The sequence below is a fragment of the Paraplanobispora takensis genome, assembly GCF_016863195.1.
In the GTDB taxonomy this organism is placed as follows: domain Bacteria; phylum Actinomycetota; class Actinomycetes; order Streptosporangiales; family Streptosporangiaceae; genus Planobispora; species Planobispora takensis.
The window spans coordinates 141,210-165,500 of the sequence record NZ_BOOK01000007.1 but is presented as its reverse complement, the minus strand read 5'-3'; the positions used below and the strand labels follow the sequence as shown (position 1 = coordinate 165,500).

At 70.2% G+C, this 24,291-nt stretch carries 17 protein-coding genes; 8 read left to right on the top strand and 9 right to left on the bottom strand.

The window, feature by feature from the left end; all coding sequences use genetic code 11:
* Positions 1 to 103: 103 nt before the first annotated feature.
* The 8 genes from Pta02_RS06725 to Pta02_RS06695 all read left to right on the top strand — a co-directional run bounded on the left by Pta02_RS06725 (position 104) and on the right by Pta02_RS06695 (position 14,555).
* On the top strand, positions 104 to 4,345 hold the full coding sequence (locus Pta02_RS06725; protein WP_275423563.1) for a fibronectin type III domain-containing protein: 4,242 nt from the start codon (positions 104 to 106) through the stop codon (positions 4,343 to 4,345).
* Between the two features lie 358 nt (positions 4,346 to 4,703).
* On the top strand, positions 4,704 to 5,444 hold the full coding sequence (locus Pta02_RS06720; protein WP_203873805.1) for a hypothetical protein: 741 nt from the start codon (positions 4,704 to 4,706) through the stop codon (positions 5,442 to 5,444).
* 1,795 nt (positions 5,445 to 7,239) lie between these two features.
* The gene (locus Pta02_RS41845) at positions 7,240 to 8,157 is read left to right on the top strand and encodes a hypothetical protein (RefSeq protein WP_275423561.1); all 918 of its coding nucleotides are present in this window, start codon (positions 7,240 to 7,242) and stop codon (positions 8,155 to 8,157) included.
* Complete coding sequence (locus Pta02_RS06715; protein WP_275423562.1) at positions 8,067 to 9,965, top strand: DNRLRE domain-containing protein; 1,899 nt, start codon at positions 8,067 to 8,069, stop codon at positions 9,963 to 9,965. The genes Pta02_RS41845 and Pta02_RS06715 overlap by 91 nt, the downstream gene beginning before the upstream one ends.
* Positions 9,962 to 10,348 (top strand): hypothetical protein, encoded by a 387-nt coding sequence (locus tag Pta02_RS06710; protein ID WP_203873803.1) that lies wholly within the window; start codon positions 9,962 to 9,964, stop codon positions 10,346 to 10,348. The genes Pta02_RS06715 and Pta02_RS06710 overlap by 4 nt, the downstream gene beginning before the upstream one ends.
* Before the next feature lie 261 nt (positions 10,349 to 10,609).
* A complete protein-coding gene (locus Pta02_RS06705) occupies positions 10,610 to 10,984 on the top strand; it encodes a hypothetical protein (RefSeq protein WP_203873802.1) in 375 nt (124 codons plus the stop codon).
* A 253-nt stretch (positions 10,985 to 11,237) separates the two neighbouring features.
* Positions 11,238 to 13,409 carry a hypothetical protein gene (locus Pta02_RS06700; protein ID WP_203873801.1) on the top strand — a complete coding sequence of 724 codons (2,172 nt, stop codon included), beginning with the start codon at positions 11,238 to 11,240 and terminating at the stop codon, positions 13,407 to 13,409.
* 141 nt (positions 13,410 to 13,550) lie between these two features.
* A complete protein-coding gene (locus tag Pta02_RS06695; protein ID WP_203873800.1) occupies positions 13,551 to 14,555 on the top strand; it encodes a M28 family metallopeptidase in 1,005 nt (334 codons plus the stop codon).
* Positions 14,556 to 14,687: 132 nt separating this feature from the next.
* Here Pta02_RS06695 and Pta02_RS06690 read toward each other — a convergent pair whose 3' ends face one another.
* The 9 genes from Pta02_RS06690 to Pta02_RS06650 all read right to left on the bottom strand — a co-directional run bounded on the left by Pta02_RS06690 (position 14,688) and on the right by Pta02_RS06650 (position 24,268).
* Positions 14,688 to 16,298: a monocarboxylic acid transporter gene (locus Pta02_RS06690; protein WP_203873799.1), complete on the bottom strand. Its 1,611-nt coding sequence runs from the start codon at positions 16,296 to 16,298 to the stop codon at positions 14,688 to 14,690.
* Entirely contained in the window at positions 16,295 to 16,585 is a 291-nt protein-coding gene (locus Pta02_RS06685) for a DUF485 domain-containing protein (protein WP_307837450.1), read from the bottom strand. Before Pta02_RS06685 ends, Pta02_RS06690 begins: the two co-directional genes overlap by 4 nt.
* 19 nt (positions 16,586 to 16,604) lie before the next feature.
* Positions 16,605 to 17,744 (bottom strand): hypothetical protein, encoded by a 1,140-nt coding sequence (locus Pta02_RS06680; protein WP_203873797.1) that lies wholly within the window; start codon positions 17,742 to 17,744, stop codon positions 16,605 to 16,607.
* A gap of 68 nt (positions 17,745 to 17,812) precedes the next feature.
* The gene (locus tag Pta02_RS06675) at positions 17,813 to 18,595 is read right to left on the bottom strand and encodes a hypothetical protein (protein WP_203873796.1); all 783 of its coding nucleotides are present in this window, start codon (positions 18,593 to 18,595) and stop codon (positions 17,813 to 17,815) included.
* Positions 18,596 to 18,669: 74 nt separating this feature from the next.
* The gene (locus tag Pta02_RS06670; RefSeq protein ID WP_203873795.1) at positions 18,670 to 20,169 is read right to left on the bottom strand and encodes a sodium/solute symporter; all 1,500 of its coding nucleotides are present in this window, start codon (positions 20,167 to 20,169) and stop codon (positions 18,670 to 18,672) included.
* Between the two features lie 124 nt (positions 20,170 to 20,293).
* Positions 20,294 to 20,737, bottom strand: coding sequence for a hypothetical protein (locus tag Pta02_RS06665; protein WP_203873794.1), 444 nt, complete (start codon positions 20,735 to 20,737; stop codon positions 20,294 to 20,296).
* Between the two features lie 51 nt (positions 20,738 to 20,788).
* On the bottom strand, positions 20,789 to 21,550 hold the full coding sequence (locus Pta02_RS06660) for a LytR/AlgR family response regulator transcription factor (protein WP_203873793.1): 762 nt from the start codon (positions 21,548 to 21,550) through the stop codon (positions 20,789 to 20,791).
* A gap of 55 nt (positions 21,551 to 21,605) precedes the next feature.
* A complete protein-coding gene (locus Pta02_RS06655) occupies positions 21,606 to 22,907 on the bottom strand; it encodes an MFS transporter (RefSeq protein ID WP_203873792.1) in 1,302 nt (433 codons plus the stop codon).
* A 164-nt stretch (positions 22,908 to 23,071) separates the two neighbouring features.
* A complete protein-coding gene (locus Pta02_RS06650; RefSeq protein ID WP_203873791.1) occupies positions 23,072 to 24,268 on the bottom strand; it encodes a sensor histidine kinase in 1,197 nt (398 codons plus the stop codon).
* Between the last annotated feature and the right edge of the window lie 23 nt (positions 24,269 to 24,291).

Sequence of the window (24,291 nt, the reverse complement as noted above, 5' to 3'; positions counted from 1 at the left end):
CATCATGCTGCAAGGCGCCAACGAAAGCGACCCCACCTCCTTCCGCAAATTCAAATCCGCCGAGACCACCACCCCACCCGCCTTGGTGGTCACGTTGGAGCAGGTGGTGAGTTTGGCGCCGGTGGCTGATACGTTCATCTACTCCCTGCAGCCGGCCACCAACTACGCCGCCAGCACCGCGGTGGAGACCGGCACCTGGAGCGGCGCCAACCGCTCGCGCGGGCTGATCGCTTTCGATGCGGCCGCGCTGACCGGCAAGCGCGTCGTGTCGGCGCAGCTGAAGATGTGGAACTACGCCGCCAACCAGTGCGGGGCGGCCGGGGTGGGCGTGCAGGCCCGGCGGGTCACGGCGGCGTGGACTGCTGCGACGGTGACGTGGGAGAGCCAGCCGGCCACCACCGATGCGGGCGCATCGGTGACCAAGGATGCCTTCGGCTTCAGCACCGCCTGCCCGGCCGCGCACATGACCTTCGACCTCACCGCCATCGCCCAGGCCTGGGCCGACGGCCAGCCCAACCACGGCATCATGCTGCAAGGCGCCAACGAAAGCGACCCCACCTCCTTCCGCAAATTCAAATCCGCCGAGACCACCACCCCACCCGCCTTGGTGGTCACGTTGGAAGAGGACGCCGCTCCGGGCGCGCCGTTCATCACTGACGTCTATCCGCGCGATGGTGCGGTGCGGGTCAGCTGGTCACCGCCGGCCACTGGCACGAGCGGACTGAGCGGGTATGTGGTGCAGGCTAGTCCGGGAACGGCCGCGGTCACGGTGAGCGCCAGCGCCTCGGAGGCGATCGTCACCGGGCTGAGCAACGGCACTGCCTACACCTTCACGGTGAAAGCCGTCAACGGCGCCGGTGAGGGTGCGGCCTCCTGGCCGTCGAATCCGGTGGCGCCGCAACCGGCCCGGGTGCCGCTGCGCCCGGCCAATGTGCAGGCCTTTGCGTTGGATCGGCGCATCGAGGTGCAGTGGGTGCCGGTCGGCGATGGCGGGGCGCCGATCACCGGCTATGTGCTCACCGCCCAGCCCGGCGACATCACCGTGAGCGCCCCGGCCGAGGCTTCGACTGCCGCGTTGACCGGCCTGGCCAACGGCACCGCCTACAGCATCACCGTGGTGGCCCGTAATGCGGCCGGTGTCAGCAAGCCCTCCACCATCGAGAACATCACCCCGGCTGCCAGCCGCCCGCCCGCCGCTCCCACCCGGCTGCAGGTGGGGGTGCCGAGCACGGGAACGGCCGAGGTCTCCTGGCAGGCACCGGCCGATAGGGGCACCAGCGCCATCACCGGCTACACCGTGACCGCCAGCCCGGGCGGGCGCAGCATCACCACCACCGCCGCTGCCACTGCTGCCACCTTCACCGGCCTGGATCCGGCCCTCGCCTACACCTTCACGGTGCGGGCCGCCAGCGCCGCCGGCACCGGAGCCGCCAGCATCGCCTCCTCACCTGTCACCCCCAAGGCCACGATCAAGCAGGAGCCGGTGCAACTGTCAGCGGCGGCGCTGGCCAGTCTGCGTGAGGTACGCCAGGACGGCACGCTCGTCTTCGCCAACCCGCCGGCGCAGGTGACGGGGCTGAAAAACGGCGACATCCTCCTGCTCAGCGATGCCCCCCAGGCACCAGAGGGCTTCTTGGGCAAGGTGGTCGGCAGCGCTGCTTCTGGTGACGGGTTCGTCGTGCACACTGTGGCCTCGTCGCTGGATGAGATGTTCACCGACGTCAGCTTCGCCGCCGACATCAGCCCCGATAACAGCGATGAGGTGCACTTCACCGCCGCCCAGCCGGGGGTGCGCCTGGCTCAGCCGCAGGCCGCTGCCGCCGGACCCAACGGCGCGCCCACCGTCTTCATCCGCCAAGGCGGCATCCTGGTCATCGACCTGGCCTGGATTGTGCGGGACAAGGGCCGCACCGCCACCCAGATCAGCGGATGGGTGACCATCGATCCTACCTTCCGCATCGGCATCAGCCCGTATCACGTCGGGACCGAGCAGAGTGTCAAGCTCTCCTCGGAGATGCGATTGGACCACGGTTTCCGCCGCGGTTTCACCGAGAAACTCACCCTCGGGGTGGTGAAGGGCCCATGCGTCAAAATCCCCCTCCCCCGCGGCAAGACCACGGTGTGCACGCGCTTTTACGTCAGCTACACCGTCTCCGGGGAGGTCTCGGTCGGCCTGAGTTATGCCGCCCACTGGGACAAGGAGTTCGGCACCCGGTGCACCATCACCAAAACCAGCACCGGATGCGACGTGGTCAAGAACACCGGTGAGGGGTTCTGGCTGGACAACTGCACCGGCCCCTCGGTGGTCAACTGCCTGGGCCTGTATGGGGACGGCCAGATCAGCACCGGAATCGAGACCGACGTGGCGTTCATGCTGGAAGGGCGCGTCGGCCCGGCCTTGACCGTGAAGTTCCCCCACTTCCAGCTGAAGATGAGCACCACCCAAAATCCCTGGTGCGAACTCAAAGCCCTGGCCGGGCTGGGCGCCGCGATCGACGTCCGGGTGATCGGCAAGACCTACTCGCCCTGGCGCAACAGCGACCTCATCCCGCTGGCCGGGACCTCACGCACCTGCGGCGACACCTTCCAGGGCTTGAAAATCAACCCGCAGGTCGGCCAGGTGGAACCGAGCCAGAGCCTGCAGCTGACCACCGCCGTGTCGGGCTATCCCGATGATGTCACGGTGCGCTGGTCGGTCCGGAGCGGGCCGGGCACCATCACCGAAGGCGGCCGCTACACCGCGCCGGCCAGCGCGGGCGTGGCCGAGATCGAAGCGGTCAGCCCGGCCACCGGCGGCCATCCCGAACTGCGGGCGCGGGCCGCGGTGGAGATCGGCACCTACGGCACGCCCAGCCCGCCGCGCAGCGATGACTGGAGCCGGCCCGGACATCGGTCGCTGACTGTCAGCTGGCGCCGCCCCGAATACCAGGGTGCCAGCGCGATCAAGGACTATGCCGTCGTGGTGCAACGGGCCATTCCCTATGGCCCGTATGTGGGCCCGCCGCCGATCCCCGACGACACCAAGACAATCTACGCGCCCAGTACCGCCACCCACGTGCTGGCAGAGGATCTGGCGCCGGGGGCGACGTATCGGGCCACGATATATGCGCGCAACGCCAACGGCATCAGCGGCCCCTCAGAAACCCTGCTGCTGACCACCGTCGATCTGACCTTCCCGGCTCCGCCGATCCCCGGCATCCCGCAGAGCGGCACGAAAAACATCGTCACCGGTGCAGAGACGCCTCGGCCGCGCCCCGACACCAGCGGATGGGCGCGCGGAGTCGTCTCCGGTGACGGCCGCTATGTGATCTACCTGGCCCAAGGCCGCAGCAACACCGCGGTGGCGCCGGTGGCCAGTCCCGGCAACTACAATTTCTACCTGTTCCGCAAGGACATGATCACCGGTGAGCGCATCGTGGTCTCCAAAGACCTGAGCGGCGCTCCGGTGCCGGCCGCGCAGGTCTTTGCCGCCAGCCGAGACGCCTCCGCGGTGGCCTTCCTCGATTCCGGCGGGACCCTGATCGTCCACCGCATCACCGCGGGCACCAGCTGGAATGTCGGCAGCGGCCTGTCTCCGCAGGCTGTCAGCAGCAACGGCGAGGTCGTGCTGTATCGCAAGCAACTGGCCGGCACCGCCAAGCACAACATGTTCCGCCATGCCGCCGGCGCCGCCGCCCAGCAGCTGGATCACACCTGCACCACCGGCGCCGATGACCAGGACTGCGCCGAAAACACCGCCAGCATGTCCGATGACGGGGCCAAGGTGGTCTATGGCACCCTCGGCAGAGCCACCAGCGGCTATCAGTGGCGGATCTGGCTGTTGGACGCCGCCGGCGCCCGCAGGGAGATCACCTCCGACAGCGTGGTGCCCCGGCTGGAGCATCCGATCATCTCCGGCGACGGCAGCACTATCGCCGCCAACTACACCTGGTGGAACAGCTCCCCCGCCTCCGCGCCTCTAATCAGCGGAACCGTCGTCAAACGCCTGGGCAGCGGGCCGATCATCCGCGCCGACATCGTGGTGCCCCACATCGAAGACACCTCCGGCCAGGGCGGGTCGACCTACCGCGAGTGGGCCACCCCCACCGCTTTGAGCAGGGACGGCCGGGTGCTGGCCTACCACCAGCGCACCAAGGCCGGGCCGGCCATCGGCGAGTCCGTCAACACCTTGCGCGTCTACCGCGCCGGCGGCTTGATGCACATCGCCGGCGGTTCCCCGCTGACCGAGCCGCTGGAGGTCAGCCTGACCGATGATGGCCGCTGGCTGGTCTACAGCCTCACCGGTGCTCTCAGATCCGGGCTGGGCACCATCCCCGGGGTGTGGCAGGACGATCTGCTGGGCTGATGCGCTGAGGCTGCATCTGGGCGCGGGCCCGAGGGCTGGCGGTGGCCAAGGCGGCCCGGGCGGCGGCCGCGCCGGCGACGGCATCGCCGCGGGCGGCCTGGCGTGCGGCGCGCTGGGCGGCCGCCAGTTGCTGGGAGCGTGAGGGCCGAGGAGCGCCATCCACCAGCACTACCTCGAGCGTGTTGCTTGCCTGGAGCGCCCTTACGGGCTGCTGTCGGATGCTCAGCTGCAGCAGCAGATCATCACCGCTACCGCGACCGTTGACACGCTCGCCGAACAGGTCGCCGCCGTCACGGCGGACGCGCAGCTGCGTGGCCAGCGGCGCCTGGCCCACCAGGAGCAGGCGAGCGCCGACCTGATGGCCGAACGCGAGGACCTGGCCGCGCAGCTGAAGCGCATCACCGCAGCCGAGACCGCCCAGGTGCGGGTCGAGAGCGCCGAGGCGAAGGTCGCGCACATGAGTAAGATCGTCGATCGGCGTGAGGACGCCCTGATCGAGCGCTACGGCGGGCCGCTCTCGCAGTTCAAGGTCAGTGGCACCCGCACCCGCATGGAACAGGCGCTTGATCGTGCCGAGACCGAGTTGGCCCGGGTCCAGCAGGTCGCGGTGGCGGCACACCGCCACTACTCCGCTGCCCTGCAGACGGCTCCCGCGCCCGAGCAATGGGCGCAGATCCGTGCCCGGCACGCCGAGCTGGCCAACCAGCGCCGCTTCAACGAGGCGGTGCGCACCGAGGCCGCCGCGCGGGTCCGCCGTGAGTTCGGCGATCCGGACCCCGGCAGCCCCGAAGCCCGCATCCGGGCCGCTAACCTGCGTCCCCCCGGTGTCGGTTTCTCCCAGCTCAGCCAGGCCCGGCAGACCTTGTCGGTGCTGACGGCCGAACAGCACTACCGCCAGGGCTTGAGCCCGGCCGAGCGCCGAGGCGAGGAGAGGGCCCGGCGCGATCCGGCCGCCGCCCGCCACTTGGAGGTCCTGCGCGCGGCCGAGCAGGCGCACCAGGCGCAGCAGGAGCGCAGCCGGCGACAGCGCGAGCGCCAGAGCTACTCCCCCGGCCCGAGTCTGGGGGATTCCTTCCGCCATCGAGGCCCGCGCCTGTAAAGACGAGACGCCGTGTCAGCTTGGACTGCCTTAATAGGCAACCTTCCGAAGACGGGAAGAGGCCGTCCGCCCGGGGCCTGCTCCGCCCTATACCAACGCGCTACGCCGGCAGCGGCTGCCTCAGTATGGCCGCACGGCTAGCTCGGCATATGCGACATAGCCCTACATACAGACAAGATGACGGGATAACTCTTGACGATTTGGCAGTTAATTGTACCGATCTTGTTAAAGAGGCTGTTGTGCGAGCGGCCCCAGGCTTAGCCTGGGGCCGCGTTTCTATCTCTTCGCTGAGTGCTTACCTCAGCAGCAGCCAGGTCGCGATGGCAGTCGCGATCAGGGCGCAAAGCCGGATGGTTCGGGAGGTGCTGCCCAGCGCCTCCTGGACCACTCCGGCGAATCGGCAGGCTGCCTCAGCCCACGTATTTCCTTCCTCCTCTCCGTCAGCCACCTCATTTGGGGACTGATCCTGGTCGCGAGGCACGGGCTGCGCCGTTACCTCGGGAAGCCCCACGTCATTGGGGGGCTCGTGAGCTTCCATCAGTTCTCCACTTTTCTGTTGTCGGAGCGCTCCAGTAGCGCCCCTGGGACTTCTGGATACGCGAAGGGCTCGCCGTGTCCCCACCATCTCGTTCGGCAGCGGAGCTTCAGCGAGCCCGTCTTCGCACGCTAGATCGTCGTCGCAGAGCATGCCGGGCGCATCGGCGCGCACGACCCCTGCTGAGATCCAGGTGCGTAGATGTGTCTACTCCTGAGAAGAGGGCTACGCAAGCAGAACACGCCCAGTTCGCACCCACTGTCCATGTTGTAGTGGAGTCGTCACGATCTGTGAATAGCGCTTCGTCCCGATAACGCATCGGTCATGCTCGTATGGACGGCCCATGAAGAAGCTGCACAACCGAATGGCGCTTTAGATGTGAGGAGGATCACACGTTCGCGGTCTTACGCTCCGTAAGGAGCATGAGGTCAGAACGCTCCTCACGGAAGAGGGGGAGCTGCTGAGCAAGCTTCCTACCGTGGATCACTTACGTAAATATCAACCCTAAAGCAACTTCTGTAACAGGGGTATAGAGACGTATCAGATGGCCACCGAGCCTGCGGTGACATCTGGAGCAGAACTGAAAAGCGGCCGCCGGCCTTGCTCCGGCGTCCTGACCTATTTCTTCCAAGACTTGTATCTGGAGCGTGGTCACGCCGCCAGTACGCCGATGCCCTGCGCGCGGCTTCCGCGCCCGGTACTCCGAGCTGGCCAGCCAGCGCTGTCTTGGCGAGCGCCGGCCCGTCGCCTCCTGCGTTGGCACAGGGTCCATCGAGCACAAGGGCAGGGCGTTCGATCCGCGCCCGGGGCGGCCGCGGCCGGTAACTGGACCCAAAGGTGGCAGACCGGTGCAGCTCTGACGATCACCAGCAGCTGGCTGGGCGCCGACCGGGGTCGGGGCGATCGTCGGGCCGTCACCTCCTGCGGTGACGCTGTGTTATTGGACAGCCTGCACCCGGCTGGCGTTGTAAGGGTGTTCGTCGGCGATGCCGCCTGGCTGATCGAGATCGGCGCGATCTGAGCCGCAAAGGCCTCAGGTGAGCCTGGAGGAGAGGTGTCACGCACCGTGTCTGAGACAGGAAGCAGCTTTTGGTAGCAGTGTGCTCAATAGAAATTGCTCTATGTAGCGAAATGGCCCTTTCGGTGGCGCCTCTTGCCTCGCCCTGGTCCACCAATTAGAGAATATGGACTTTCTGTACGAAACATGCATAAAGCGGACATAAGGTGATGGGGCTTTGTCACACCCAGTGAGGACCCTCTGTGATCCCATCTCCCGCCGCACGGCGACCGCTGCGCACGATGGCCGCCGCATTGGCGATAACCGCCATGACCTCCACGGGCCTGGCCACCGTGACCGCATCGGCCGCGGCCGACCCGCAGCCGGCCCCGGAAACCGACACGACCGCCTCATCAACGATCGGCAAGCAGGCCGCCAAGAAGGCCGCCCGCGAACGCGGCCGGCCGGTGCGCATCGATGAGCTGCTGGCCGAGCAGTCCACCACCTGGGCCATGCCTGATCAGACGCTCAAGACCGAGCTGCACGCCGGCCCGGTCCGCCTCAAGCACAACGGCACCTGGCGCGACATCGACACCACCCTGATCCACGACGGCGGAGTGCTGCGGCCCAAGGTGGCCAAGGCCGCAGTGGAGATCTCCGCCGGCGGCGCGGGGCCGTTCCTGCGCCTGCGCCACGGCAACGGCAAGGCCTTCGGGGTGCGCTGGGCCAAGACCCTGCCCGCGCCGCGCATCGACGGCGACACCGCGACCTTCGCCGACGTCATCCCCGGCGGTGACCTGGTGGTCACCGCCCTGTCCACCGGCTTCACCCACGATGTGGTGCTGCGCAAGCGGCCCACCGGCCCGCTCGAGATCCGCATGCCGCTGGAGCTGACCGGCATGAAGCTGGCCCGCACGGCCGCCAAGGGCGCCAAGCGCGGCGAAGGCCGCCTGGAGCTCACCGATGAGGCGGGGGCCCTCATCGGTGAGCTCCCGACCCGCAGATGTGGGACGCCGCGGCTGAGCAGTCGCCCGACGCCGGCCGGCGCGCGGTGGTCACCACCGAGATCGTCAAAGAGCGCGGCCAGCAGGTGCTGGTATTGCGCCCGGATGCCGGCTTCCTGGCCGACCCGGCCGTGCACTACCCGGTGCGCATCGATCCGTGGACCTCGCTGGCGCTGAGCACCGACACCTTCGTCTCCACCGACTACCCCAGCCCCGGCAACGCCTCCACCTGGCTGCACGCCGGCAAGTTCGGCAACGGAGCCAAGGTCGCCCGCACCTACCTGAAGTTCGACACCACCGCGCTGACCGGCAAAGCCATCCTCAACGCCGATCTGAAGCTGTGGAGCTACAAGTCCAACGCCTGCGGCATGGTCGTCGGCTCCGGCATCCAGGTCCGCCGCATCACCTCGGCCTGGACCAAGGTCACCTTGTCGGCCCAGCCGACCACCACCGCCGAGGACGCCATCACCAACCGGGCCTCCTACGGCGCACCCAACTGCAAGGAAGAGTGGCTGTGGTGGTCGATTGAGGGCATCGTGGCCGACTGGGCGAACGGCGCTCCCAACTACGGCCTGCAGGTGCGCGCGGCCAATGAGAGTGACGTCACCAACTGGCGGATGTTCCACTCGGCCGAGTTCGCCGGCGGCCACCCGCCCACCCTGGTGGTCAAGTACGAAGACCAGGGCATCGTGGCTCCGGCCGGCGCCGATGGGGTGGAGGTCTTCCGCGGCAACGGCGAGGACGTGCCGCAGATGTCGGATGCCCTGTCGGCCGCCCTGGACAAGGCCACCGAGGCCGCCGAGGCCAATCCGGTCGACCTGGCCCAGCCGTATGCCGATGCCGAGACCGGCCAGCTCATCACCCCGGCGGTGACCACCACCGGGCAGACCCTGGCCGCCAAGACCCTCACCGGCCAGGCCGTCACCGGCGAGGGCAGCGACGATCCGACGGTCCCCGGCGCGGTGGAAGCCTCCGAGGAAGGCGATGCCGCAGAGATCCCGGACACCTCGGCGGCCACGACCGTCTCCTACAGCATCACCTCCGCGGTGGCCAACGCCAAATACAGCGCTGGATCGCTGCAGGCGATCGCCGATGAGATCGCCGACCTCGACGCCACGCAACTGCCCGGCGCCGGCGACATCCACATCAGCGGGGTGCAGCCGCAGCGCAACCGCGTGGTGGTGGAGGCCACCAGCGCCAGCGTGGAGATGCGCCAGGCCCTGGCGGCTCGTTACGGGCTGGACAAGGTCGCCATTCGGTTGATCGACCCTGCCCAGGTCCCGATCACCACCGAATCACGCAACAACGACATCGGCGACTACATCGCCGGAGGCGCCGCCTACGGCCCGTGCACGACCGGGTTCGCGTGGATGGACGGTAGGACCGCGGCCATGCTGACCGCCGGGCACTGCCACGACAGCACCGGTGCAAGCTTGGGCCTGGTTGCTTACGACACCTATGGCCCCAAGGGAACGGTGAAGCTGTCCGGGCAGTCGAAGTACCGCGGTGATCTGGCACTGATCTACCTGACCCAGCGCAAGGGAGGAGGATCGGCCTCGGTTTGGATCGGCAGCCCCACCTCCACGCAGCGTCGTTATGTCTCCGGGGTGTACAGCGAGTATGCGAAGGTCGGTGATCGATACTGTGTCTCGGGAAGGGTGAGTGGAGAAACCTGTGGCTGGACGGTGAAAGAGGTGGGCAAGAGCGTCCGCTACGGCAACAGCGAGACCGTCCGCTACCTGGTCATCGGCGAGAAGTCTTCCGGCACGTGCACCCAGCCAGGCGACTCCGGCTCCCCGGTCTACACCATCCGGCAGCAGGACGGGCGGGTCGTGGCGCGCGGTATCACCAGCGGCGGCCGAAGGGATCAGACAGAGGCGAACTTCTTCCTGCCCTGCCGTCACCTGTTCACCGACATCCGTCATGCGGTCAACGCCATGCCCGGAAGCATCAAGCGGACCACGCAAACCGGAATCGCCCGATGAAGTGCCACCGCAGCAGCGCGCTTCGACTGGCCATGGTGGCGACACTCACCGGTCTGCTGACCGCGGGATGCGTGCACAGCGAGCGGCTGGCCGTGATCACCGAAGCGGTGATCTCGCCTGATGAGCGGACGGTGAGCGTCACCTTCACCGGGGATCGCATCGACGGGAAGGTGTGCACGGCCGTCGATGACACTGAGGTCACCGAGACGGCTCAACGCGTCACGATCGGGATCCACCTCGCAAACGTCTGTGAAGGAAGCCCCACCGAGCTCGTCGCCGGCACCGGTGTCGAGCAGACCGTGCAGATCCATCTGACCGCCCCGTTGGGGGATCGGGTGGTGGAGATGCCCGATGGGCAGTCCATCACCATCCGCCGCCCGTAACCGAAACACCCCTCTGTCCCTGCCGAGCTGCCGATGCGCGGCAGGGACAGAGGGGTACGGCAAACTATCCGAAGGGCTTGCGCCTGGTATTTGCCGCGCTTAAGGGCGATGACGACCTAGTGGGTCCCTTCATCGGTGCCATCACGGGCATCGTCACAACCCCAAAGACAACCTTCCACGCGGAAGGCGGCTGCCAGGGCGCTCGAAGCACGGCAGCATCAAGCGGGGCACCCGTACCGGCATTATCCGATAGGACCGGTCATGATCCGTACGCTTCGCCCGGCCATGGTGGCGGCGCTTCTCGGGGTGCTGATCACCGCCTGCGGCCACCAGCCATGGTCGGCCCGCATCACCAAGGCCTCCATCGCCGGTGACGACCAGACGGTCACTGTGACGTTTGAGGGCGAACGCTTCACCGACGGCCCGGTCTGCACCGAGGTCGACCGGACTGAGGTGACCGAGACCTCCGCCGTGGTCACCGTCGAGGTGTTCATCAACTACAGCTGCGTAGAGCCGGGAGATCCTTTCCGGGGCACGTCTGCTGAGCAAAGCACCCACATCCGGCTGGAGAGCCTGCTGGGTGAGCGCAGGCTCGAAACCCCGGACCGGCAATCGATAGCGATCACCCGCCCCTAACAGGGCGTTTCATCCTGCAGAGTCCGTCTGTCGGGGCTGTGCGGTGGCGGGTTAGGTGCCGCGCCAGGTAGGAGTGGCACCTGAGTACGGATCAGACGGAAATCACGGGATCAAACACCCACTTAGGGAAATCCCTAGGTCCCCCACGGAAGCGGTGACGGCGCCGCCGTTCCTAGGGTGAGAAGCCACTGCAGGCTCTCTTTCCCCCTCTTCTCCGTCGCATTGGTCTCCGGCCCACCGAGGAGCGCGTGCCATGGCGAGCAACCAGCAACCGAGTGACGGCACCGCGGATCCCCTGCGCGTCGCACCCGACGTCGGGGACACGGTGCGCGACGACGTCCTGCGCCGGTACGACGATCCGGCCGGGACGCGACGGCGGGCCGCCTCGGCCCGTGCCGCCATCGAGGAGTTCATGTCGGGGCGGGCGGGCGAGATGAAGACCGCCGGCCTGGACCTTCGCGAGACCGGCGCCACCGAGGGCGTCAACACGCTGCGGATCAGGTACCAGCAGTTCCACAACGGCCTGCCGGTCTTCGGCGCGGGGGTGCAGGCCGTCGCCGACATCCGGCTCGCCGGCGTCACGAACGTGGACAACTCCACCGACGAGCAGCTCGCCTCGGCGCCCGGCCCCGGACAGGCGAGAGCGCCCGACGAGATCGGCGCGGCGGCCGTGGCCCCGTTCGCGGAGTACGCGGCCGCGGCCGAGGTGACCGGGCAGACCCTGGGCTACACGCGGGACGACCGAAGGCCGCCGCTGCCCGAGCACGACTATCCGACCGCGCCGCTCTCACTGCTCCGCACGGGCGCCGGGGCCGACGGCCGCGTCCACCTGGTCTACGACTGCCAAGTGCGGACCACCGGGCCCTACGAGCAGTTCAGCGTGGTCGTGGACGCCGTCTCCGCCGAGGTGCTGTGGGTGGCCCTGCTCGGCAAGTACGTCACCGCCAACCTGCGGGTCTTCATGCCCGACCCGGTGACCGAGTCCGATGACGCCACGCTGGGCTCGGCCTCCCCGGCGGGCACCCTGGACGCCTTCCGGCACACGGTGCAGGCCGAGGTCGACCCGGCCGACGACGGCACGTTCACGCTGAAGGGCGAGTGGTTCCGCTGCGTCGACTGGGACACGCCCGCCTTCCCCCAGCCGGGTGAGGCCACCCCCGACTTCGTCTACCAGACCCATCCCGCGGACCGGCGCTTCCTCAGCGCCAACGCGTACTACTGGCTCGACACCTTCGCCCGCTACCTGCGCGGGCTCGGCCACCCGGCGCTCAACGCGAACATGCGGCGCGTCGATGTGGATCCGCAGGGGCTGAACGGGCAGGACAACAGCCAGTGGGTGCCGGGAGACCCGCCGCGGATCCGCTTCGGCGAGGGCGGCACGCCGGACGCCGCGGACGCGGGGGTGATCCTCCACGAGTACCTGCACGGCGTGTTCGAGTTCCTCGACAGCAACCACGGCGGCTCGGGGTCCTACGAGCACAGCTTCTGCGACGCCATCGCGGCGGTCTTCCGGGACAGCGCCGCCATGGCCCGGCACCGGCGCACCGAGACCTTCCCCTTCGACAACAACGCCACCGACCGCTGGAGCACGGAGCGCACCCTCGACCGCGCCGAGCGCTTCGACGACGCCGCTTTCTTCCGGTACGGCGCCAACCTGCGCAACTCGATGCTCGGCACGGCCCTCTGGCAGGCGTATCTCGGGCTCGGCGGCGACTCCGACGACCGGGACCTGCGGCAGCGCGCCGCCGACACCGTCATCAGGACGTTCGTGGAGATGCTGACCCTGGTCCCCGACAACACCTCCACCGGCGCCGCCCACGCCGTCCAGCTCGCCCAGGGCATGATCAGCGCCGACCACCGGCTGACCGGCGGCCTGCACGGCAAAGTGCTCGACGCGGTCTTCGTGGCGCGCGGCCTGTGGGCGCCACGGGCCGTGGACGTCTACATCACCGACAGCGAGGAGGACACCGGCCTCATCCCCGGCCCGGTGTCGCACCGGAGCTCGCCGGACATCTGGGTGCGCACCACCGCCCCGGAGGACGGAGACGACCCCGAACTCGGGCACCAGCCCCCGGCCGGCGGTCAGCCGAACCACCTGTATGTGCGCCTGCGCAACCGCGGCAGCCAGACGGCCGCGGCGGGCTCCTTCACCGTCGAGGCCTTCCGGTGCGACCCGGACACGGAGATGATCTGGCCGACGCACTTCCAGCCGCTCGGCACCCTCACCGTCACCGACCCCGTCCCGCCGGGCGGCACCGCCCGGGTCGGCCCGTTCGTCTGGACACCGCAGAGCGCCGGGCCCGTGCTCCTGCTCGCCGTGGCCCACGGCGCCGAGGATCCGGCGGTTCCCGCGACCCTCACCACGCCGGTCCCGCACGACCGGATCGTCCGCTACGACAACAACGTCGGACGGCGCAGCGTGTAGCCGCGGCCGCCGGTTCCCGAGCGGGGACGCTCCGGTCCGCGGCGGCGACGGCCGCGCGCTCCACCCGCCCGCCATCACCACCGACCGAGGCGGAGACATGACGGCATCCGTACCACCATCCAGGCGATCGGCGGCGGCATCATGACCGGGCCGGACGACTCCCCCGCCCCCGGCGGCTATCCCGTCCCCGACAAGCGCCGTCCGCCCTCGCCGAGCGTGCTCGTGCCGGCGCCCGCCGCCGAGCGGACGGACACCGCGGCCCACGAGCGCATCACCGCGCTCGTGCGGCTCGTCTCCGCCGACCGGCTGCGCGAGCACGTGACGGCGTTGACGGCCTTCCACACCCGGCACACGTTCTCGCCGAACCTCGCGGCGGCCGCGGAGTGGCTCGTCGGCCGGTTCACGGCCGCCGGGTACGGCGACGCGGTCAAAGTGCCGTGGACGCGCTCGGGGCACACGGCCGACAACGTCGTCTGCGCCAAGCCCGGCGCGGACGGGGCCGGCCCCGTGGTGCTGCTGTGCGCCCACTACGACTGCCGGATGGCCGATCTGGCCGACAGCGTGTCGAGGGCGCCCGGCGCCGACGACAACGCCAGCGGTGTGGCGGCGGTCCTGGAGATCGCCGGGATCCTGCGCGAGGTGCCCCTGCGGCACACCGTCCGGTTCGTCGCCTTCTCCGGCGAGGAGCAGGGGCTGTGGGGCTCCGCCGCGTACGCCGCGCAGCTCGGGCTCGCCGGCACGCACGTACATCGCCTGATAAATCTGGACATGATTGGGTTCCGTCCTCCGGACGGCTCGATCACGGTGGAACGCGATCTCGGCAACGCCGTCCCCGGGAACGACGCCGACTCACAGGCGTTCGGCGAGATCATGGCGCGGGCGGCCGCCGACCACACGACCCTGCCCGTACGGCTCGGCCCGATCTTCGCCAGCGACTACATGCCCTTCGAGGCCCGCGGTCACGTCACCATCGGCGCCTACGAGGGCGAGGGCAACCCGCACTATCACGAGACCTCCGACGACGCGCACACGCTCGACTACGGCTATCTGGCCGCGGTGACCCGCCTCACGCTCGCCACCCTTCTCATGCTCAGCCTGGACGAGGACGAGGACGAGCCCGCGCCGCCGGCCGACGCCTCCCGCTGACGGCACGTCACCGCGAGGAGAGCCCCGGCACGCAGAAGGGCCCGGCCGCGTGATGCGGCCGGGCCCTCGCCGTCGAGCGGCCGGAGGGGGTGGCCCCCGGCCCGTCCCCGCCGTGGCGGGAGCGGGCCGGACTCAGTGCTCGACGGCCTTCTCTGCGCCGACGCCGGTGAGCGAGCGGACCTCGATCTCGGCGTACTTGGCCGCGTTGTACTCCTTGCTGAGCTTGGTGCCGAGCCATCCGGCCAGGAAGCCGATCGGGATCGAGATCAGACCCGGGTTGCTCAGCGGGAACCAGGCGAAGTCCGCGTCGGGGAACAACGCGGTGCTGCTGCCCGACACGACCGGCGAGAAGATCACCAGCACCACCGCGGAGATCAGGCCGCCGTAGATGGCCGAGACCGCGCCCGCGGTGTTGAAGTCCTTCCAGAACAGGCTGTAGAGGATCGCCGGCAGGTTGCCCGAGGCCGCCACCGCGAAGGCCAGCGCGACCAGGAAGGCCACGTTCTGCCCCTGGGCGAGGATGCTGAGCCCGATGGCCACCGCGCCGATGACGAACGCGGAGATCCGGGCGACCACGACCTCCTCCTTGTCGGTGACGTTGCCGCGCTTGAACACGTGCGCGTACAGGTCGTGGGCGAAGGAGGAGCTGGAGGCCAGCGTCAGGCCGGCGACGACCGCCAGGATCGTGGCGAAGGCGACCGCCGCGATGACGGCCAGCAGGATCGTGCCGCCCACGTCGCCGAAGATCTCCTGACCGATCTTCTGGGCGAGCAGCGGCGCCGCGGTGTTGCCTCCCTTGTCCTGCGCCGCGATCGTCTTCCCACCGACCAGCGCCGCCGCGCCGAAGCCCAGCACGAGGGTGAGCAGGTAGAAGGTGCCGATGATGCCGATGCCCCAGATGACCGACTTGCGGGCGTCCTTGGCGGTGGGCACGGTGTAGAAGCGGATCAGGATGTGCGGCAGGCCGGCCGTGCCGAGCACCAGGGCCAGGCCCAGGCTGATCAGGTCGAGCTTGCCCGCCAGGCCCTGCGCCTCGGTGCCGTACTTCAGGCCGGGCTCCAGGAAGGCGGCGCCCTTTCCGCTCTGCGCGGCGGCGTCGCCCATCAGGCCGGAGAGGTTGAAGCCGTACTTGCCCAGCACCAGCAGCGTGATCAGGGTCGCGCCGCTCATGAGCAGCACGGCTTTGACGATCTGCACCCAGGTGGTGCCCTTCATCCCGCCGACGACCACATAGATGATCATCAGGACGCCGACGCCGACGATCGTCCACGCCTTGCCCGCCGGGTTGGTCACGCCCAGCAGCAGGCCGACCAGCACACCCGCGCCGAGCATCTGCGCCACGAGGTAGACGATCGACACGACGATGGTCGAGACGCCGGCCGCGGTGCGGACCGGGCGCGGGCTCATCCGGAAGGCCAGCACGTCGGCCATGGTGAACTTGCCGGAGTTTCGCATCAGCTCCGCGACCAGCAGCAGCGCCACCAGCCACGCGACCAGGAAGCCGATGGAGTACAGGAACCCGTCATAGCCCGACAGCGCGATGATCCCGGCGATGCCCAGGAAGCTCGCCGCCGACATGTAGTCGCCGCCGATCGCCAGGCCGTTCTGCACGCCGCTGAAGGAGCGGCCGCCGGCGTAGTAGTCGGCCGCGGTCTTGGTCTGGCGGCTCGCCCAGAACGTGATGCCCAGCGTCGCGACGACGAAGAGCAGGAACAGGACGGTGGCAAGGGATTGGGAGCTCATTCGGGCCTTCCCTCGATCTCATTGCGGATCTCGTCGGCGATCGGGTCGAGCTTCTTCTCCGCGTGCCGGGAGTAGGCCCAGGCGATCCAGAACGTGGAGACGAACTGGAGCAACCCGAGGATCAGGCCGACAGTGATGTTGCCCAGCACCTTGATGCCCATGAAGTCACGCGCCCAGCCGGACAACACCACGTAGAGCAGGTACCACGAGAGGAAGGCCGCGGTCATCGGGAACGTCCACGAGCGGAAGTGGCGCTTCAGCTCCTGGAAACGTTCACTGGCCTGCACCTGTTCATAGACAGATGAGTCATGTTGTTGGGTGGCCACGAGGAGACCTCCTGCGCATGTGATCTGGATCACGAACAACGTAGGAGCGCACGGTACCCCCCGAGGAGACCTTGGGGCGCACTCTTCGCCCAGCCGCCGCCGACCGGCGGTCAGTTGGGACCGGCGTGCGGTGAAAGGTCCTTCTGGCGCGACGAACGGTTCTCCGTCGGCTACCCCGGCTCCCCGGGCGGCGACGGCACTGGGCAGGCGGGGCGGGGCGGGGCGGTCCCGTCACGCGGAAGAACTCCAGCCGGAGCGTCTTGTCGTCCGGCAGCCCGATCACCCGTGACCGGCCGTCGCCCCGCCAGCAGACGGGCAGCAGGAAGTACTGCCGGCCGGCGTGGATGAGCAGCCGCAGGCCGTCGTAGCGGTAGCGGTGCCGCGGCCTGTCACCCGGCGGCACCGGCAGCGCGCTCTCCTGCACGCCCGGTCCCTCGATGGGCAGGCGCTCGGGCGCGTACACCACGACGCCCGGCAGCCTCCTGGCGTCCACCACCAGGTCGCGGGCCACGTCGACGCCGCGGTTCTGCGCGTAGACGGCCGCGGACCACAGCGCCGTCAGGATGAGAAGGCCCATGAAGGCCACCCGCCGCGCCGTCCGCAGCGGCGGGGACTCGCCGCCGGGCCAGAGTCTCCGGCCGGAGGTCAGGGAGTGCAGGTGGACGGCGTAGCCGATCAGCATCACCCCCAGCCCCAGGCTCATCGGGACGATCGGCCACTCCGAGCGGTATCTCCCCAGCCCGGTGATCCCCGCGAGTCCGGCCAGGCACGCCCCGGCCCCGGCCGCGGCCACCGCCGCGACCGCCCACCGCGCCGCCGCCCGCAAGCGCGAGAACAGCCCGGTGAGCAGCAGGTGGACCGGGATCGCGATCATGACCGCCAGCAGCAGGCCGGCGAGCGGCTCGATGGTCGCGTCGATGCTGCGGAACAGGTAGTCCTGCAGGGACAGGCCCAGGACGCTCTGGTCGAGGCCGAAAACGCGGTAGGTGACGCTCGCCCGGGCCCAGCCGAAGTAGACCATGAGCGCGGTGACCAGCGTCGTCGGGGCCACGACCTTGGCCAGGACCTGCCAGAGGCGCGCGAAGTCCGTCGCGGAGTCCTCCGACGCGGAGCCGTCCACGGCGCCCGCCGCACCCCCGGCATCCGCCGTACCCGCCGGGGGACGCGGCTTCCTCCCCCGCCGCGCGGTCATCGGCTCCCGCTCTCGCCGGAGCCCGGCTCGGTCTCGGCTCCATCCGGGCTCGCCGGGCTCGCCGGGTCCGGTCCCGGCCCGGTGGGGCCGGTCCCGCTCGCGTCCGGGCTCGGCTCCGGCTCGGCGGAGCCGGTCGGGGACTCCTCCGGGTCCGGCGTCCCGGAGGTGTCCGAGGGGTCCGGTGTCCCGGCCGGTTCCGGCGTCCCGGACAACTCGCACCGCACCTGCGAGCCGGACCGCTTGGCCGACTCGCACTCCCCGACGTACTGCTCGGCCCTCTCCGGTTCGAGCCGGACCAGGTCGCCGAGGGCCTCGCTCACCCCGGCCTCCTGCCCCGTCACGGCGTATCCGACGACCTCGGCGCGGTACAGCAGCGCCAGCATCTGCCCGCGGACCGCCTCGGGCAGGTCCGCGCTCATCGCCTCGGCCTCGTTCAGGTCCGCCAGCCCCTCCTCGACCTGCCCGGCGTTGACCTTGGCGGTCCCCCCGCACACCCGGAGTACGGCCGCGGCCTGCGGACCCTGCCCGGCGCTCCGGTCCGCGGAGGCGGCCAGTTCCTCATACTCGCCCGCGCGCAGCCGCCGATCGCACTCCTCGACCGCCGCGAGCGCGACCGCGGGGATGTCCTCCCCGCCTCTGACCGGCACGAGACTGTCGTCGGGCGTCACGACGACCTCGGGGCCCGGCCCCGCCCCGTCGTCTCCGGCCCCGCACGCCGCCGTCATCAACGCGGCCGTCGTCAGCGCGGCCACGGCGGCGCACACCCCCGCGCCCTTCATGGAGTACCCCCGAACCCCGTTCCCGGACGCTCTGACGAATACCCGCTACGCCGGATCGGAAGCGTTCGGAGGCGTCAGCTGTGGCGGGGCCGCCAGTCGCCCCGGTTCACGTTCAGCGTCTCGGGCGTGTGCAGGCGCACCATCGTGCGGGCGACGCCGGCCGGGATGCGCTCCGGGGTCAGCAGGGAGACGATCACCATGACCGCGAAGGCGACGGGCACCGTCAGGGCGGCGGGCTGGGCCAGCAGGGCGCCCGCCAGGCCCGTGTACGGACCTCCGGCGATCGTGACCAGGACCGCGCCGCAGGCCAGCCCGCCGCCGACGAGCAGCCCGGCCAGCGCCCCGGCGGAGGTCAGCCGCCGCCACCAGATGCCCAGGACCAGCAGCGGGCAGAACGACGAGGCGGCCACCGCGAAGGCCAGCCCCACCACGTCGGCGACCGGCAGCGCGCGGGCGGAGGTGGCCAGGGCCAGCGGAACGATCACCGCCAGCACCGCGGCGGTCCGGAACGAGCGGACCCCGCCCTTGAGGATGTCCTGCCCGATCACGCCCGCCACCGAGACGGTCAGCCCCGAGGAGGTGGACAGGAAGGCCGCGAACGCCCCGGCCGTCACCAGCGCGGTCAGCAGGTCCCCCGCCACCCCTCCGACCAGGTGCCCGGGCAGGGTCAGCACCACCGTGTCGCGTCCCTCCAGGCCGGGCACGTAGATCCGGCCCAGCGCGCCGTACACCGCCGGCAGCAGGTAGAAGGCGCCCAGCAGCGACAGCACGACCAGCGTCGTACGGCGGGCGGCCCGGCCGTCGGGGTTGGTGTAGAAGCGGACCAGCACGTGCGGCAGGCCCATGGTGCCCAGGAACGTCGCCAGGATCAGCGAGTACGTCGAGTAGAGGCCGTACTCCCGGTCGCCCGACAGGGGCAGCGCCCAGCCGGCCACGTCCTGCGCGTTCAGCCCCGGGGACCCGTCGGCCCGCCAGGCCATCAGCAGGAACACCAGCGGCAGGGCGAGCGCGGTGAGCTTGAGCCAGTACTGGAAGGCCTGCACGAAAGTGATCGAGCGCATGCCCCCGGACATCACGTTGACCGCGACCACCGCCGCCACCAGCACGCCGCCGACCCACACCGGCGCGCCGGTGACGGTCCTGAGCACCAGGCCGGCGCTCTGGAACTGCGGCATCAGGTACAGCCAGCCGATCAGCACGACCAGCACGCTGGCCACCCGCCGCACCGCCATCGACTCCAGCCGCGCCTCGGCGAAGTCCGGCAGCGTGTAGGCGCCCGAGCGGCGCAGCGGCGCCGAGACCAGGACCAGCAGCACCAGATAACCGCCGGTCCAGCCGACCGGCAGCCACAGCATGTCGGCGCCGTAGGCCAGGATCAGCCCGGCGATGCCCAGGAAGCTCGCGGCCGACAGGTACTCCCCGCCGATGGCCGAGGCGTTCCACAGCGGGGAGACCGTCCGGGAGGCGACGTAGAAGTCGGAGGTGGTCCGCGACAGCCGGATGCCGAAGGCCCCGATCAGCACCGCGGCCACCACCACCAGCACGACCGCCGTCACGCCGTAGGCGGTGCTCATCCGGTCCAGCCTCCCCGCGGGTCCCGTACGCGCCGCGCCCTCGCCGCCCGTGCCCGCCGTTCCCGCGCCGCCCGTGCCCGCCGTTCCCGCGCCGCTCGCACCGTCCGCTCCCGCACCGCGGCCGTCACTGGCGGTCCACCAGCTCGGCGAAGTGGCGCTCGTTGCGCTCGGCCTGCCGTACGTAGAGCCAGGCGCCGAGCACGAAGGCCGGATAGATCAGTCCCGCCAGCACCACCCACGGCAGCGGGATGCCCAGCATCCGAACCTCGCGCAGCTGCGGCACCAGCAGGAACAGCAGCGGCAGCCCGCCCACCACGCAGCCGAGCACCGTGCAGACGAACATGGCCAGCCGGAACTGGGTGCGGACCAGCGAGCGCATGTAGACCTCGCCCAGCCGGGTCTGCTCGTCGATCTCCCTGCTGGCGGTGTAGCGGAGGTGACGGGCGGCCATCGTGCGGGGGCTGGTCACGACCTCCCTGCGCGGCTTGTCGCCCTCCTTGCGCGCGCGGTCGCCGTCGCGGCGGAACCGGTCGGTCTCCTTGCGCACCCGCTCGCGTTCCCTGCTCACTTCACCGCTCCTCGCCGGCCCGATCGCGTTCCCCGCCCGCTCCGTCCCCGCTCACTCCGCACGCCCCTTGCGCGCCCGCCGGACCAGCAGGTCCCTCAGTTCCCTGGTGTGGCGGCGGCTGACCGGGATCTCGGTCTCGCCGATGCGGACCACGCAGCGGCCGGAGTCGATGTGCAGCTCGTCGATGTGCTTGACCGCCACCAGGTGGCTGCGGTGCACCCGGACGAAGCCGGCCGAGGCCCAGCGTTCCTCCAATGTCGCCAGCGAGATGCGGACCAGGTGGCTGCCCCCCGCGGTGTGCAGGCGGGCGTAGTCGCCCTGCGCCTCGACGTAGCGGACCTCGGTGCTGGCCACGAAGCGGGTCACCCCGCCCAGCTCGACCGGGATGGTGCCGGGGTCGGTCCGGGCCGGGGCGTCGCCGTCCGGCAGCTCGGCCGAGACGAACACCCGGCGGATGGCCTCGGCCAGCCGTTCCGGCCGGACCGGCTTGAGCAGATAGTCCTCGGCCTTCAGCTCGAAGGCGTCCACCGCGTGCTCCTCGTAGGCGGTCACGAAGACCACCCGCGGGGGGTTGGCGAACTGCGACAGCAACCTGCCCAGCACCACCCCGTCCAGCCCGCGCATGCGGATGTCCAGGAAGACCGCGTCGATCGGCCTGCCGTCGGCGATGGCCCGGTCCAGGGCGCGCAGCGCCGCCGCGCCGTCTCTGGCCAGGGACACCTCGGCGATGCGCGGGTCGGCCCGCAGCAGGTAAGCCAGGTCCTCCAGGGCGGGAAGCTCGTCGTCCACCGCCAGGACACGCAGGCCGGTCACGCTCGCTCCTCCGGTCGTTCACTACGGAATTCCCTAGAGGGTGATGAATCAGACATCAGGTGTCAACTGTATCCGCGCTGTTCAGCGTGTCCAGCTCCCTCCGGTGCCGGTGGAGCGTCAGCGCGAGCGGGACCAGGAGCACCAGCATCAGGCTCCCGCCGATCACCGCCAGGGTCCGCAGCCCGAACAGGCCGGCCATCAGGCCGCCCGCCAGCGCGCCGAGCGGGATCAGGCTCCACAGGAGCGTGCGGATCACCCCGAGCACCCGGCCGAACAGGTGCGGCGGGATCAGGGCCTGACGGATCGACATGACCACGACGTTCGACACCACCGTGCCCATGCTGCCGATCACGCAGGAGGCCACCAGCGTCGCCGTCGAGGGCAGGGCCCCGATGAGCACGAAGAAGACCGCCGGGGCTCCCAGCCCGGCGGCCATGACCGCGCCCCTGGGCAGCCTGGCGGCCAGCGGCGCCGCGATCAGCCCGCCGACCATGCCGCCCGCCGCCGAGGCCAGCAGGAACCAGCCGAACGCGGCGGCCGGCAGTTCGAGGACGTCCACCACGAACAGCACCAGCACCGCCATGACGGAGCTGAACGCCCCGGCCGACAGGGCGCCGACCAGGGTGAGGTTGCGCAGGAACGTGTGGTTCCAGAGCCAGCGCACGCCCTCGGCCATCTCCGCGCCCATGCTCGCGGGCCGGTCCCCGGCGGCGCGCTCGGCGCGATAGCGGCCCGGCAGCAGGAACAGCAGCGCCCCGGCGAGCAGGAAGCCCAGCGAGTTCGCCAGGAACGGGAGGGCGGCGGCGATCATGAACAGCGCGCTGCCCAGCGGGGCGCCCAGGAAGCTGTCGGTGACGGCGGTGGCCGCCTCGGTGCGGCCGTTGGCCTTCTCCAGCTGGTCGCGCCGTACCACCGCGGGCATGATCGCGCGGATCGCGTTGTCGTAGAGCGTCTCGACGGCGCCCAGGGCCAGGGCCGCCGCGTAGAGCATCCACAGGGCCGCCTGTCCCGTCGCCACCGCCAGCGTCAGCAGGCCGACGACCACGACCCTGACCAGCTGGGAGACGATCATCGCCCAGCGCCGGTCGATCCGGTCCACCAGGACCCCGCTGGGGATCGCGAACAGCAGCCACGGCAGGAAGGTCAGCGACGACAGCGCCGCGACGGGCACCGGGTCGCGGGTGAGGGTCACCGCGAGCAGGGGCAGGGCGACCCGGCCGATGCCGTCGGCGAGGTTGGAGACAGAGCCGGAGGAGAACAGCACCCAGAAGCGCCGCCCCAGCCCCCGCCCGGGCGCGTCACCGGAGACGGTCGTCTTACCGGCCGGGTCCGGCGCGTCCGTGCGACTGCTGCTCATGAGTCCTCCGGATGGGGGGCGGCTCCGTAAGAATGCTCGAGAAGATAGGTGATCTTGACATGTGGTTGTGTGATAACTCAACAGTTGTTGTGATATCTCCATCACTATGTGACATACCAAACCGCGCGGCGGGCGGCCCGCGGCGCCTCTCGACGGAGCGGCCCTCAGTGCGCGGAGACGCCCGGGTGATACTTGGGCAGACGCACGTTGACCTTGGTTCCCGCACCCTTGCCGGTCTCCACCACCAGGCCGTACTCGTCGCCGTAGACCTGGCGCAGCCGCTCGTCCACGTTGGCCAGGCCCACTCCCCCGGCCCCCGACCTCTCCTCGGCGTCCCCGGCCAGGATGCGGCGCAGCCGGTCGGGCTCCATCCCGACCCCGTCGTCCTCCACGCCGATCCGGCACTCCGCTCCGGCGTCCTCGGCGACGATCGAGATGCGGCCGACCCCGGGCTTGCTCTCCAGGCCGTGCCGTACCGCGTTCTCGACCAGGGGTTGCAGGCACAGGAACGGCACCGCCACCGGGAGCACCTCGGGGGCGATGCGCAGCGTCACCTGGAGCTGGTCGCCGAAGCGGGCGCGCTCCAGGGTCAGGTAGCGGTCGATGGAGCGCAGCTCCTCGGCGAGCGTGGTGAACTCGCCGTGCCGCCGGAAGGAGTAGCGGGTGAAGTCGGCGAAGTCCAGCAGCAGCTCGCGTGACCGGTCGGGGTCGGACCTGACGAAGCTCGCGATCGTGGTCAGCGAGTTGTAGATGAAGTGGGGGGAGATCTGCGCCCGCAGCGCCCGGACCTCCGCCTCCATCAGGCGGGTCCGGGAGCGGTCGAGCTCGGCCAGCTCCAGCTGGGAGTCCACCCAGCTGGCCACCTCGTGGGCGGCCCGGACCAGGCCGGCCGAGGCGCTGCCGCCGTAGGCGGCCAGCGAGCCGACCACCCTGCCGTCGGTGGTGAGCGGCACCACGACCGCGAACCGGATCGGGCACTCGGGCAGGTCGCAGGAGACGACCTCCGGCCCGAGGACCTGGGTACGGCCGTCGGCCAGGGTCTTGGCCGCGTTGTCGAAGACCTCCTGGGCGTGGTGGTCGCCCTCGCCGTCGTAGACCAGCAGCCGATGCTCGTCGGTGATCGCCAGCGCCGGGGAGCCGAGCAGTTCCCTCAGGTGGCGGGAGGCCTTCTGGGCCCCGGCCTCGGTCAGCCCGGCCCGCAGCGGAGGGGCGGCCAGCGAGGCGGTGTGCAGGGTCTCGAAGGTGGCCCGCTCCGCCGGGCTGCTGCCCAGGTCCCGCCGTCCGCGCAGCACCTGCCACAGCACCAGCGCGGGGACGCCCACGAGGGCGACGACCAGCAGGACGGCGACGACGGGTTCCACGCTCCGGACCTTATCCGTCCCCG

Bases quoted from the DNA above. Each gene is read 5' to 3' on its own strand.
- Pta02_RS06720 (WP_203873805.1), top strand. From the start codon at position 4,704: ATGGCCGAACGCGAGGACCTGGCCGCGCAGCTGAAGCGCATCACCGCA.
- Pta02_RS06710 (WP_203873803.1), top strand. From the start codon at position 9,962: ATGAAGTGCCACCGCAGCAGCGCGCTTCGACTGGCCATGGTGGCGACA.
- Pta02_RS06705 (WP_203873802.1), top strand. From the start codon at position 10,610: ATGATCCGTACGCTTCGCCCGGCCATGGTGGCGGCGCTTCTCGGGGTG.
- Pta02_RS06700 (WP_203873801.1), top strand. From the start codon at position 11,238: ATGGCGAGCAACCAGCAACCGAGTGACGGCACCGCGGATCCCCTGCGC.
- Pta02_RS06695 (WP_203873800.1), top strand. From the start codon at position 13,551: ATGACCGGGCCGGACGACTCCCCCGCCCCCGGCGGCTATCCCGTCCCC.
- Pta02_RS06690 (WP_203873799.1), bottom strand. From the start codon at position 16,298: ATGAGCTCCCAATCCCTTGCCACCGTCCTGTTCCTGCTCTTCGTCGTC.
- Pta02_RS06675 (WP_203873796.1), bottom strand. From the start codon at position 18,595: ATGAAGGGCGCGGGGGTGTGCGCCGCCGTGGCCGCGCTGACGACGGCC.
- Pta02_RS06670 (WP_203873795.1), bottom strand. From the start codon at position 20,169: ATGAGCACCGCCTACGGCGTGACGGCGGTCGTGCTGGTGGTGGTGGCC.
- Pta02_RS06655 (WP_203873792.1), bottom strand. From the start codon at position 22,907: ATGAGCAGCAGTCGCACGGACGCGCCGGACCCGGCCGGTAAGACGACC.